Raw genomic sequence first — 12,346 nt, 5'->3', positions numbered from 1 at the left:
GAGCCGACGCATAATCCGAGATGAGGAGGCTTCGTTGTGCACACTCGTCGCCTCCTCATTCCTCTCGAAAAGATGCCTCGATAAGCCGCCGCTGTCACGTGGTTTCTCGCTTAGCTAAAGACGGATAACCCTATCAATATATAGGGAAAACCTACACGAGGAGCTACAGCTCTGGACAAACGGTACCGGAGTAAAGGCCCGGTGGTGACGCACCGGACTCGGTAGGCTTCCTGATGGAGGCAAGAAGCCAATGTCGAATACGAGCTCAAGAGTGGAAACGCTATCGGACAGACATCCAGATGCAGAACAGGTTGGTCCGCATCTGGTGATTGATAAGACGGAATGGGTTCCAGGTCAGCATCCCGACCCCCACCGAGGACATCCAGAGCAACTGGAGTACCTCGAATCATTCTATCGTTGCACCCTGTGCGGTGTCGAGGTCTTGCAGAAACGCGACCTACCGGATTCGTGCGGGGGTGATGAAGCGTGATCATCGAGGACGCCAGTATCGACTGGAAAGAGGAAGTCGCAAACGATCCACAGCTTCAGGTGGTCGTCGATGAGATCCCGTCGCGAGACGAACTTCGATTTGAACACGAGGACCGGATCTATTGTGCGATCCACGATGGATTTGTTCAATACTACACGTGGAGTGGGGAAGGAAACGATGGTGGCTACGCAGGACGGTGTTTCACCATTAGGATGGTCGATGGCGGGCAAATCACGCTACGCGGACCATTCTCCAGTCGGGCGGGTTGTGTCAACCAACGGTCATTCGGCCCGGTCGTCGACGTGCGGCTTACTACCGATCCCTCGACACTGGAACAGGGCCACACGTTCCGGTCGGGATCACTGACCCTGGAAGCCGCCAAACAGGCGATCGACCTCGTCGACGAAGATGCACACCTGGAGCGACAGCTCAAATACTCCTCGAAGGAGCCCGTCTGGGTTCCAGTCCGCGAAGACGGAGGTGACGGGGCGTGAGCTCGGAATCCGTTCAACCCGAGGTCGACGCCCGGACGCTGCGGGCCGCGAGCGAACATATGACGGTCATCGAGGAGGGTGATGCGCTCTTCGAGGTCACCAGCCAGTCAGGTCGAGCCTATATGGTGGACCTGAGCGAGCCCGTGTGCGAGTGCCCAGATTTCACCTACAGAGACGAAGTGAGGGAGTGTAAACACATACGCAGAGTGAGAATTGAGGTCGGACAAGTCGACATCGAGGCACTCGAAGAATCGCTCAGTGAGCAGGCTGACGACATCCAGCAAGACGCCGAGGAACTGAAACAGGCCGCTGACGAGTTAGGTGAGACTGCCACCGAGCTCGAAGACGCGGTCGACCGTCTCCGGGAGGTGGCGGAACGATGAGCAACGATGTCGGGGCCGAATCCAGGGGTTCGAGCACCCAAAGTACCGAGCCACGGCATTCAGTAACGACCGATTCGGCGGAAACAGTCTACCACGGCTATCGAGACCCGACTGCACCGGTTGGCAAAGAGTGTACCGTTACCGTCGACGGCGAGCCGCTCGACTTCAGGTATGATCTACTGTCGGTTTCGAGAAGCGGGTACGAGTGGGGATACGGTGGTTCGGGTCCTGCACAGCTGGCAATCGCGTTGCTCGCGCACGCGTTTGACGATGAGACCGCCTGTGATCACTACCAGCGGTTCAAGCGAGATGTCGTAGCTAATCTCCGTGAGAGGCGATGGACACTCCGCGCGGCCGATCTCGGCGCATGGTACGAGGAGGTGAATGCCGATGATTGAGCCATTCATCCGCCTCATGATGTGGTGGTTCCGCAAATGGTATCCGATCTTCCGGTTCGTCGGTGAGAAGACAGGACGTGAAGAGTACGTCGAGACAGCGATCGAAGTGAGCGAAGAGAATTTCGAGAACACAGCTGAAGCAATCGGGATTGAACTGGAGGAAATCGACGAATGAGCCGCCCTGATCCCGCAGCATCGCTCAACGGTGTCCAGACGGGCCACATCTGCGATAGCTGCAACAAACGAATTCAACACGGCGACAAAGTCTCGATGTACGCGACATGGTACGACGAGGGCAGCTGGATACCGAGACGGACCTGGTGCATGAAGTGTTGTCCCGAATCGGTGGACCCTGGAACGGAAGGAGCTGACGAGGTGATCGTCGAGGCCGTGTTCTGGAGTCACCGACTTGCTGGCGTTCACGTGAAGGATCGGAGTCACCCGATAGAGCAATGATCACGTTCAAGAAACACGACACGGCGACGTGTCCTGACTGCGGTGCCTCACTGGTCTATGGTACGAAGGAGGAAGCGTCGAGCTGGAAGGTCTACTACGAGTGCAACGAACGGTGTGGTTGGGAGCAGATGACGGGTCGAGTGTTGCTGGCTGATGTCGACCATCGAGACGACGTCGACGACCGTGCCCGCGAGATGGGCGACCAGTGGTCTGGACCGTAACGAACAGGTGCCAACCCTGTGATGGTTACGTCGATGAGACGATTCGAGGTCGGGGACCGGGTCCGCATCGACATCCCGGACAAAGGTGATCCCGACTTTGAGCTGTATCACGACCGAACGGGCGAGGTTATCGACCTGATCGAGGACGACGCAGACGCAGTTACCGGCGATGTGCGCGACTCGTACTTGTTCAGCATTGAGTTCGAGAACGGAGAGACTGAACACTTCCGATGGCGAGATCTTCGACCACTATCAGAGGGGTGAGTATGGAACTGACCGATCGCGAGCACGAGGTAGTGACCAATGTTTGCGGCGATGAGATGCCCACTGACCTACGTGAGATCGAGACAGACCAGTTGGTGGCGATGCACGACCGTGTGACCCAGGGGGTTCAGCTGTCGTATGACGACGACGATGTGGAATCGCTGGGGATCCTACTTCCGCTGGAAGGCAAGATCACGAACGTTCTGCACGACCGTCTATAGCTGTGGGGTTCTCTCACCCCTTGGATGAGACCCGATCAAGTGCCCGCAGCAGAAGTGTTCCGTTCTCTGTGAGCTGGTAGGTGACCCGTTTACGCCCTTCGGATTCTCGGTCAGCAACTTCGATCATCCCTTCGTCTTCCAGCTCGCCAAGAACATCGTAGATGTATCCCTTGGTGTACTCTACATCATCACTCGCCGCAATTGAATATCCGGTGCCTGGACCGTTCTCGTAGAGATAGACAAGGACATCAACTTTCCGCTCATCAACCAGAGCCATCACCCGAGTTTTGCTGGCCGGTCTGTGTATGCTATATAAGCAATTTTACAGACCGGTCTAAAATACCATCCTGTTAACCAGATTGATATGTATGGAGTTAGACTCGCAGTGTATGGAAGTCTACATGGTGGAGCAGGAAGATCTCAAGCGGCTCCCGGAGTCAGAGTTTGACAAGGAGGCAAACCTCGAAAAACGGCTCATACGCACGGATGGGGCAACGATCGGTGGTGTTGACGTGATGTATATCGGGCGTCAGGGGACCCCAGACGAGGGCGGTATCTTCGACATATTGGGCCTTGATGAGGAGGGGAACACCGTAATCGTCGAGCTCAAACGTGGGAAGGCCCCACGCGAGATCGCCGCTCAAGCTCTTGAGTACGCCAGCGGCATCCGGAAAGAAGATTATGAACAGCTGAACCAGCGGTATCGCGAGTTCGTACGTGAGTACGGGCCAGAACAGCCACTTGATGGTGATATAACACTTCGTGATCGCCACCGAACGTATTTCGGCTTGGACGACACAGTCGACGAAGATGATTTCAACGACAACCAGCGGCTGATCTTGGTGGGCACGGAGTTCCGCGACGTTTCACTGAATATGGCCGACTTTCTTCGAGAGCACGACATCGACGTGATCTGTGTTGAGTACAGTGTCTATTCGGAAAGTGAAGTTGAACTCCTCTTGACCGAGAACATTCGGCGGCCGCTGAGTGAAGAGCCAACCAGTACAGTGTCGAGCACAAGCAACGCCGAAGACTACTCTGATCTCATTATCACTGTACGAGACCACATTTACCCGCAATTAAATGATGACTTACATATAGAAGATAAAGAGCAGATAGCGAGGGCGACCGAAAAGCGGGGGATGGGCACTGGTTCGAATCACCCAGATCACCCGGAACCACTGAAATATGGGATGAAGCCGCTCATCGAAGAGGAGGGTGTGGTACGATTCCGTGTGAACATTTGGGACGCAGAATCGAATCAACACGAGGAGCTCCGCCGATTCCTTGCCGAAAATATTGGTGAGTTGGAAGGATACGATATGATAGACGATCCCAGCCGATCGATGGGTGTCCTACATAGAGACGTCAAAGTGGATCGAAACGACATCGAGGTCCGCGAGTTAGCCCAGGAGATGGTCGACCTGGTACAATTCCTGCATCCACGTGCTATTGAAGAGTACGCCGGTCACGAGCTATTCGAGTAGCTGTGTCAACCAACAAAAACGGCGACGACGGCCAACCTGCGAGGGTGAACTGGTCGGGGTGGTGGCTGGGCCGTAGGATGGGTAGGAAGGCATCGGGCGGCTATTCGCCGCTACGGTGCGCTCCGGGTGGGATGCACGTGATCGGGCTGTCCGGCGTTAGGGCAACCGCGTCAGTCGGATCAGAGGTCATGTGCCGGTCGAGTTGAACTCGGCCGTTACCGCCTTTCCGAGACGGCCAGTACGTATGTATGCCCCCATATGTATGTGCGGCCCCGAGACTCGGAACCGGATTATTGATCCTGTCGCGACAGTGCCAACAGATACGATTGCTCGGGCGTCGGGGACAAGGTAGCAAATCCACCGTCAACTGAGGCCAAACTACCAAGATATATGTCCCCAGTCTTCCAAGTCCGTTGATATGGCTTCGGATTTTCTCGAATCGCGCTCTGGCCGTCCATGGGCTGACGATCCGGCTGGAGGCGATTTCAAGTTCTATCAAGGAAATGGATCAAGCGCGCTGGAGGTCGTTGTCGTCGATCACGGCGAACGACCGACCAAAGAGTTCCTCCAGAATGCGTACAAAGATCGACGTGGGGGACGAGTAAACCCGATCCTCGTCGTTGCCCTCTACGACGGCTACGCAGGGCTATGCGGGCCGAGTGGCGAAGAACCACCAGTCTACCGCGATGTCGACCGTGGGCAAGCAGACCGCGTCTGTGACACGGCTCTCGACGAGCCTGACCGACACGCGGCTCAGCGTTTCCTCACCGAGATGCTCCCACAGCTTGACGAGGAACTGACCGGACTCCGCAATCAGGGCCTCCTCTCGACACACGAGCTGAAGGTTGGCGTCCCCGACCGAGACGACTGGGAGGAAGCGACCGAACGCGCCCTGCAGGCACTTGACGACGATCCCCGAGAGCTGATCAAGGGTCTCAACTACGAAATTGATGATCTTCCCGGACAAGGGTATCTGCTGAAGGACACGAGCGATGGGCACGAGCGCGCCGTAGCCATGTTCCTTCAAGAAGACGAATCATTCGATCACAAGCAAGAGCGGTTCGTAGGGGAATCGACACCGGTCGCCTACGCACTTAACGAGGCCACCAAACGGAACCTCGAATACGTCATCGGGAGCAGCGGCGAAACGCTCCGACTATACACCACCAATCCCGACGCTGGGTTCGGCTCTCGCGGTCGAACCGACACCTACGTCGAAGTGAATACAAGCCTGCTCGCGGACGAGAAGGCGGGGTATCTCTGGCTGCTATTCTCCGCGAACGCGCTCCGTGAGGACGGCATGCTCTATGACATTATGGAGCGGTCGAAGGACTACGCGGCGGCCCTCGGGGAACGTCTCCGCGAGCGGATCTATGACGACGTCGTCCCGGACCTCGCGGAGGCGATCGCCCGCGCTCGCGACCTCAACAACCCGACGAAAGAGGACTTGGACGAGACGTACGAAATGACCGTAGTATTGCTCTATCGATTACTATTCATCGCGTATGCTGAGGACGAAGAGTTCCTTCCGCGACGACGTAACGAGCGGTACGACCGGAACTCGCTGAAGCAGAAGGCCCACGACCTGCATGACTTCATCGAGGACGACGGCGACTTTGATGCGGCGTTCTACGACCACTGGGATGACGTGATGCATCTCTCGCGGGCCGTCCACCATGGTCACGATGAGCTGGGACTTCCAGCCTACGACGGTCGGCTGCTCTCCGAGGATGAGGACATCTCCGAGGCGGGTTCGAAGCTGGCTGACATTCGGCTCAACAATGAAGAGTTTGGACCGGTGCTGGCGAATCTGTTGATCGACGAGACAGGCGACGGGTATCAGGGACCTGTTGACTTCCGGAATATCGGTGTCCGCGAATTTGGTGTAATTTATGAGGGCCTGCTTGAGTCCGAGCTATCACTGGCCGAACAACCGCTCAGTACCGATAACGATGGACACTACGTCCCAATCAACTCTGATGGCCAGCAGACATTAGGTGATGACGATGACATTGTCGTTGGCGAAGGAGAGGTCTACCTCCACGGCCAGTCCGGTGAACGGAAAGCGACTGGAACATACTACACGAAGTCTCGTTTCGTCGAACACATTCTCGATCATTCGCTGGAACCTGCGCTGGATGATCACCTCGAACGAATCGACCGGCTCCGTGAAGAGGAAGGAGAGCATGCGGCTGCAGATGCGTTCTTTGACCTCCGTATCTCGGACATCGCGATGGGGTCGGGACACTTTCTCGTTGGGGCTGTCGACCGAATCGAGTCACGTCTTTACTCGTATCTGACTGAAAAACCACTGTCGCCTGTTGAGGACGAACTTGACAACCTGGAAGATGCGGCGTTGGAGGCCTTTGAGAATGAGGAGTATGCACCGCCAGTTGAACGTGGACAGCTCTTGCGGCGTCAGGTCGCCCGACGATGCATCTACGGCGTTGACCTTAACCCACTGTCGACCGAGCTTGCCCGATTATCCATCTGGGTTCATACGTTCGTTCCAGGGCTTCCACTCACGTTTCTCGACTACAACCTCGTGACTGGTGATTCTCTGGCAGGAATTGGTACCCTAGATGAGGTAACAGAGATTCTTGATGTCGAGCAATCGTCTTTGGGGATGTTTACTGGTGGACAGAGTGTAATGAAGGAGATCCGTGATGACATCGACCAACTGGGTAACTTTGCTGATGCCAGTGCCGAGCAGGTACAGGAGGCCCGTGAGACTCGCGCGGAGATTGAAGATAAGCTACAACAGGTCCGTTCCCGGTTCGATATATTGGCAGCATCTCGGATTGATGATGAAATCGATACAGACCCAGTTTCGAATATGGATATTGATATAACTCAGCACGATAGCTATCTACAAGCACAGCAAGTACTGGAGTCAACGGATACTCTACATTTTCCCGCTGCGTTTCCGGAAGTTTTTGATGGAGATAACGCAGGATTTGATGCAATCATAGGAAATCCCCCGTGGGAAGAGGCGATGTTAGAAGAAGATGAATTCTGGACCCGCTACGAACCAGGACTCCAGCGTGAAGAAAGTCATGGAGGAAATAAGGAAGAGATTATTGACAGGCTCAAGAAAGAGCGTCCCGAATTAGCAAAGAAATTTGAAAGCGAAAGTAGAGAGCAAAGAAAGCGCCGAGAAATCCTAAGAGAGGGACCATATCCTGGTATGGGAGAGGGTGATCCAGATACTTATAAGGCGTTTTATTGGCGGTTCTGGACCCTCTGTCATGCTGAAGGAAGTGTTGGAATTGTCCTTCCACGAAGTGCTTTTCTCGTGTCTGGATCTGAGGAATACAGAAAGAAAATCCTCGATGAGTCTGTTATAAATGATGTTACATTTCTCAAAAATAGATCGGAATGGGCATTCAATAGCGTCGGAAATCGGATGACAATAGGGCTGCTATCATTCAAAAAGGGAATCAAAGGACAGAATGTACCGATTAGGGGTCCTTACCCCAATGAAGGTGCATATGAACAAGGTATTGAATCGGATCCCCACATATTCTCGGTTAATAGTGTGAAAAACTGGACAGAAAAAGCGTCTTTCCCACTATTACCACCAGAACCGCGCTCGATTAGAGTTCTTGCACAATTGAATGATCATCCCAATCTAAATTATGAGGGTGGGGAATGGTTTGCAAGACCATATGCCGAGCTTCACGAAACTAATGATAAAACAAAGGACGATGGAACAAAGATAATACACGAAACGGATGATCCACCTGAAAACTACTGGCCAGTCTTTGATGGTGGTTCTATTAATCCACCAGACACCCAGTTATGGGTGAATGATACCGGAGACAGATTTGGCTACGCAGACCCAGACACAGTAGTTGATTATTTACAGCAGAGTAGGGAAAACTCATACAGATATGCTGGCAGCCGTTCAGCCTTTGTGAAGTTTTCCGAAGATTGGGTGCATGATATTAGTACGCTACCCTGTCTTTCGTCCCGAATTGCGTTCCGGGATGCAACACAGAGAACTAATCAACGAACGGTCTTGGCTTCACTTGTTCCGCCAGAAACGCCCCTTACAAATACAGCCCCCTATGTTCTCTGGCCAAGAGGAGATGAAAGAGATGAAGCGTATCTACTTGGTATTTTGAACTCGATCCCTCTTGACTGGTATAGTCGGTGTTTTGTCGAATCACATGTCAGCTTTTTCATATTTAATGCCCTGCCAGTACCACGTCCGGGAAAAGACTCTAAGCTACGTCAGCGAGTCGTTGAGCTATCAGGACAGCTTGCAGCTAAAGATGATCGGTACGCTGAGTGGGCCCAGTCTGTGGGAGTAGAATACGGAACATTAGACGAAAAAGATCAAATAGACAAAATTTACGAGCTTGATGCTGTCGTCGCACACCTCTATGGACTCTCCCGCGAACACGTCGAGATCATCTTCGAGACGTTCCACGATGGATGGGACTACGAGGAACGCTTAGACCGCGTGCTCGACTACTACGCGAGCTGGGCCGACAGACTTGACCTCGACCACGCTAACCGCGAGGAGGAACAAAAGGCAGGCACACGAAACGATGACTGAGCAACCGCAGTTCGTCGACAACCGAGATGGCAACACCCTGTCAACAGCGATCAACGTCTACCTCAGCGATCTTGACGACACGCTCGCTAACAACCCCGATCTCGACATCGTTACGGGATATTTTAATCCGCGAGGGTACTTTTCGGTCTCCGATGGTCTCGAACACGTGGACCAAGTCCGGCTCTTAGTTGGAGCACAACCGAGAAATGAGGGAACAGAACGCTGGCGGCAGCCCGGCGAACCACGCGACGAGGAATACAATCAGAAACGTATCAACGAATCGCTTCAGACGCTTGATTTCAACCTCAAACGCGACCGTGACCTGCTCGGGTTCTCCCGCGAGGTCGACGAAAATCTCCGAGATCTGGTCGATTTCCTACGTAGTGATCGTGTCGAAGTCCGCCGCCACGAAAATCAGTTTATTCACGGGAAAGCATACCTGTTCTCCGACCATCAAGGCGTCATCGCGGGGTCGTCGAATTTCACGGGTGCAGGCCTAAACTCGAATCTGGAGCTGAACATCGGCGCGTACAACCCACACGTTACGGGCCGAGTACAGGAGTGGTTCGACGACCTCTGGGCCGAAAGCCAGGAGTTCGACCTCGCTGCCCTATACGAGGAACGTTTCGAACCCTATGATCCGTATCTCATCTACCTGCGTGTCCTGTACGAGAGATACAGCGACGAGCTGGAGGAGGAAAAGGAGGAAAATGGTGGAATTCATCTCACCAACTTTCAGCAGGACGCTGTACGGCGAGCGAACCGTTTCCTCGACAAACATGGCGGCGTTATCGTTGGCGATGAAGTCGGCCTCGGGAAGACGTACATCGCGGGTGAACTCCTCCGCCAGTACGTCCAACAGAACAGACAGCGTGCGCTGGTAGTGGCACCCGCCTACCTCCGGGACGGGATGTGGACGCGGAAGGACTCCGAGTGGGGCATTCAGTTCGAGACGGTGTCGTATGCGGAACTTCGCCGCGAGAAGCAACTTGGCGGTGATCTCGACGTACTGGATCTTGAAGTCGACGAGTACCAGCTGATCGTCATCGACGAGGCTCACGCGTTCCGAAATCCAGGTACGCAACAGTCCCACGCACTCCGGACGCTCCTACGCGGCGACCCGCCGAAGGACGTAGTGATGCTCACGGCAACGCCGGTGAACAACTCGCTGTGGGACCTATACTACCTGCTTAACTACTTCATCAAGAACGACGCGGCATTCGCCAACGAGGGTATTCGGTCGCTCCGTGAGCGGTTCAAGACCGCGCAGTCGGAGGATCCCTCGGACCTCAGCCCCGATATGCTGTTCGATGTCCTCGACGAGACGACCGTGCGGCGGACGCGGCGGTTCATTAAAAACCACTACGAAGATGCGACGATCCCTACCGACGAGGGGCCGGTGCGGGTAAACTTCCCCGATCCCAACCCCAAACGAGTTGACTACACGTTCTCCGAGACTTTCGGAGACGCCTACTTCGAGGACGTTGCCCGTGGACTGGCCGCAGGCGACCGTGACGAGTCCGAGCTGACGCTGGCCCGCTATCGACCGTCCTACTACCTCGAAGGCGAGGAAGACGGCTCAGAGATCTCCCTCGTTGGACTGCTCCGAACGGGACTGCTCAAACGATTCGAGTCGTCGAGTCACGCCTTCGCCAACACGCTCGACCGGATGGTGGCGCAAAATCGTGCCGCTCTCCGACTTATCGAAGAAGGGCGCTTCCCCGACCCAGATGCGATTGATGAATGGGTGGAGATGGACAGTGACGAGGCGTTCGACGAGACGCTCGGTGACGCCTCAGACGGCCATATCCCGCTCAATGCTGTCAACGCTGATCCTGCGCAGCTCCGTGCGGACTTAGAGAACGACATCGAGATACTCGAACGGTGGCGAGACGGCGCACGCAAGGTTGAGCGCGACGACGACGAGAAACTCCACGCTCTCCGGGATGCTCTCCACGATGTCGTCTCAGAGGCGCGTGAGGATGCCCAATCGCAGGAGGTATCAGACGAGGGTGTCGAAGCGGCCTTCCGCCAAAACCGAAAGGTGCTGCTGTTCTCGTACTACGAGGACACTGTCGACTGGATCTACGAGTATCTGGAAGAGGCTGTCAGGGACGACGAAGAGCTATCCTGTTACGAAGGTCGGATCGCGGCTGTTAGTGGAGACGGGTCGAAGTACGGTGTGACACGAGAAAAGGCAGTTCACGGTTTCGCGCCGAACTCTGGCGACGCTCCGCCGGATGCGACTGACGAGTTCGACATTCTGATTTCGACTGATGTGCTCGCCCAGGGTGTCAATCTCCAAGAAGCCCGGACGGTCATCAACTACGACCTTCCGTGGAACCCGATGCGTGTCGTTCAGCGAAACGGGCGTATCGACCGCGTGAACTCGCCACACTCGAAAATCTATCCCATCACGTTCTTTCCGGAGGATCGCCTCGATGACCTCCTTGAGCTGGAACACCGCGTCCGTCAGAAACTCACCCAAGCCGCCCGGTCGATCGGTGTGAGCAGTGGCGTTATCCCCGACATGGAGACGTTGAACCAGAACTTTGCTGAGCGTGTCGAGGACATCGGGTCGATTCAGGAGGAGGACCGGGACTTCTACGAGGAGGGTGGCGGGACTGCGGCCGCCTACTCCGGTGAGGAGTACCGTCAGGAACTCCGAAAGGGACTGGAGACGCGAGAAGACCAGGTCACCTCTCTTCCGTGGGCAGCTGGCTCCGGCTTCGTGGGCGACATGCCTGGGTACTTCTTCTGTGCTCGGGTTGGGGAGGAGGTGTTCATGCGTTTCCTCCACGAGGAGACTGACGATGAAGAAGACGAGATCGTCCAGGACACGCTCACCTGTCTGAAACAAATAGAGTGTACCGAGGAGACGAAACGAACCCTCCCGGACTCGATGCGTGACCGCGTGTATGATGCGTGGGAGACAGCCCGTGCAGACATCTATGCACAGTGGCAAGAGCAGACCGATCCGTTGGCAGTTCAGCCTGAGGTCCGCCCATTATTCAAACAGGTCGCCAAGCACTTGCGGGAAAACTGGCCAGACGGTATGACCCAAGACAAGCTTCGGGAGACGGTCGAGGCTGTTGAGGCTCCATGGGGTCGTCGGTACGAACGCGAGCTGCGGGAGATATACGAGGACGAATCGCTCGCGCCGGTCGAGAAATCCAGGCAACTCGTCGAGAAGGTCGAAGATCTTGGCCTCCAGCCGTTCGAGGCCCCGGACCCTCTCCCGCGGATTCAGGAAGACGAGGTCAAACTGATCTGCTGGATGGTCATTGCGCCCGAAGAGGACGAGGAAGAAGACGACCGGCCCCAGCTGATGAGCCAGGTGACGTTTGGAACGTAGGCTCCGAAGAGAG

General features: G+C 55.3%; 11 protein-coding genes. 10 read left to right on the top strand and 1 reads right to left on the bottom strand.

Annotated features, from left to right (window positions below; all coding sequences use genetic code 11):
• Nucleotides 1-486: 486 nt before the first annotated feature.
• The 7 genes from EA472_RS18235 (at nucleotide 487) to EA472_RS18200 (ending at nucleotide 2,927) form a co-directional block, all read left to right on the top strand.
• A complete protein-coding gene (locus EA472_RS18235; RefSeq protein ID WP_124192937.1) occupies nucleotides 487-984 on the top strand; it encodes a hypothetical protein in 498 nt (165 codons plus the stop codon).
• Nucleotides 981-1,367 carry a hypothetical protein gene (locus EA472_RS18230; protein ID WP_124192936.1) on the top strand — a complete coding sequence of 129 codons (387 nt, stop codon included), beginning with the start codon at nucleotides 981-983 and terminating at the stop codon, nucleotides 1,365-1,367. Before EA472_RS18235 ends, EA472_RS18230 begins: the two co-directional genes overlap by 4 nt.
• Nucleotides 1,364-1,765, top strand: coding sequence for a DUF6166 domain-containing protein (locus tag EA472_RS18225; protein WP_207891183.1), 402 nt, complete (start codon nucleotides 1,364-1,366; stop codon nucleotides 1,763-1,765). Before EA472_RS18230 ends, EA472_RS18225 begins: the two co-directional genes overlap by 4 nt.
• Nucleotides 1,758-1,940 carry a hypothetical protein gene (locus tag EA472_RS18220; RefSeq protein ID WP_124192935.1) on the top strand — a complete coding sequence of 61 codons (183 nt, stop codon included), beginning with the start codon at nucleotides 1,758-1,760 and terminating at the stop codon, nucleotides 1,938-1,940. The genes EA472_RS18225 and EA472_RS18220 overlap by 8 nt, the downstream gene beginning before the upstream one ends.
• A gap of 277 nt (nucleotides 1,941-2,217) precedes the next feature.
• Nucleotides 2,218-2,442, top strand: coding sequence for a hypothetical protein (locus tag EA472_RS18210; RefSeq protein WP_124192933.1), 225 nt, complete (start codon nucleotides 2,218-2,220; stop codon nucleotides 2,440-2,442).
• Between the two features lie 33 nt (nucleotides 2,443-2,475).
• On the top strand, nucleotides 2,476-2,706 hold the full coding sequence (locus EA472_RS18205; RefSeq protein ID WP_124192932.1) for a hypothetical protein: 231 nt from the start codon (nucleotides 2,476-2,478) through the stop codon (nucleotides 2,704-2,706).
• 2 nt (nucleotides 2,707-2,708) lie between these two features.
• Nucleotides 2,709-2,927, top strand: coding sequence for a hypothetical protein (locus EA472_RS18200; RefSeq protein ID WP_124192931.1), 219 nt, complete (start codon nucleotides 2,709-2,711; stop codon nucleotides 2,925-2,927).
• A gap of 13 nt (nucleotides 2,928-2,940) precedes the next feature.
• On the opposite strand, the gene EA472_RS18195 is transcribed toward EA472_RS18200, so the two are convergent.
• Nucleotides 2,941-3,204 (bottom strand): helix-turn-helix transcriptional regulator, encoded by a 264-nt coding sequence (locus tag EA472_RS18195; RefSeq protein WP_124192930.1) that lies wholly within the window; start codon nucleotides 3,202-3,204, stop codon nucleotides 2,941-2,943.
• Nucleotides 3,205-3,316: 112 nt separating this feature from the next.
• Between EA472_RS18195 and EA472_RS18190 the strand changes: the two genes are divergently transcribed.
• The 3 genes from EA472_RS18190 (at nucleotide 3,317) to EA472_RS18180 (ending at nucleotide 12,333) form a co-directional block, all read left to right on the top strand.
• Nucleotides 3,317-4,414, top strand: a complete 1,098-nt coding sequence (locus tag EA472_RS18190; RefSeq protein ID WP_124192929.1) for a hypothetical protein — start codon at nucleotides 3,317-3,319, stop codon at nucleotides 4,412-4,414.
• A 418-nt stretch (nucleotides 4,415-4,832) separates the two neighbouring features.
• Nucleotides 4,833-8,978: an Eco57I restriction-modification methylase domain-containing protein gene (locus EA472_RS23070; protein WP_124192928.1), complete on the top strand. Its 4,146-nt coding sequence runs from the start codon at nucleotides 4,833-4,835 to the stop codon at nucleotides 8,976-8,978.
• On the top strand, nucleotides 8,971-12,333 hold the full coding sequence (locus EA472_RS18180; RefSeq protein ID WP_124192927.1) for a helicase-related protein: 3,363 nt from the start codon (nucleotides 8,971-8,973) through the stop codon (nucleotides 12,331-12,333). The genes EA472_RS23070 and EA472_RS18180 overlap by 8 nt, the downstream gene beginning before the upstream one ends.
• The last annotated feature ends 13 nt before the right edge of the window (nucleotides 12,334-12,346 follow it).

This window comes from Natrarchaeobius oligotrophus (assembly GCF_003841465.1).
In the GTDB taxonomy this organism is placed as follows: domain Archaea; phylum Halobacteriota; class Halobacteria; order Halobacteriales; family Natrialbaceae; genus Natrarchaeobius; species Natrarchaeobius oligotrophus.
Note: the sequence above shows the minus strand (reverse complement) of the source record. Positions and strands in the feature narration are given on the sequence as shown.

Excerpts from the sequence above, each read along its gene's own strand:
- EA472_RS18180 (WP_124192927.1), top strand. The coding sequence starts at position 8,971 with ATGACTGAGCAACCGCAGTTCGTCGACAACCGAGATGGCAACACCCTG.
- EA472_RS23070 (WP_124192928.1), top strand. The coding sequence starts at position 4,833 with ATGGCTTCGGATTTTCTCGAATCGCGCTCTGGCCGTCCATGGGCTGAC.
- EA472_RS18205 (WP_124192932.1), top strand. The coding sequence starts at position 2,476 with ATGAGACGATTCGAGGTCGGGGACCGGGTCCGCATCGACATCCCGGAC.
- EA472_RS18225 (WP_207891183.1), top strand. The coding sequence starts at position 1,364 with ATGAGCAACGATGTCGGGGCCGAATCCAGGGGTTCGAGCACCCAAAGT.
- EA472_RS18210 (WP_124192933.1), top strand. The coding sequence starts at position 2,218 with ATGATCACGTTCAAGAAACACGACACGGCGACGTGTCCTGACTGCGGT.
- EA472_RS18200 (WP_124192931.1), top strand. The coding sequence starts at position 2,709 with ATGGAACTGACCGATCGCGAGCACGAGGTAGTGACCAATGTTTGCGGC.
- EA472_RS18220 (WP_124192935.1), top strand. The coding sequence starts at position 1,758 with ATGATTGAGCCATTCATCCGCCTCATGATGTGGTGGTTCCGCAAATGG.
- EA472_RS18195 (WP_124192930.1), bottom strand. The coding sequence starts at position 3,204 with ATGGCTCTGGTTGATGAGCGGAAAGTTGATGTCCTTGTCTATCTCTAC.
- EA472_RS18190 (WP_124192929.1), top strand. The coding sequence starts at position 3,317 with ATGGAAGTCTACATGGTGGAGCAGGAAGATCTCAAGCGGCTCCCGGAG.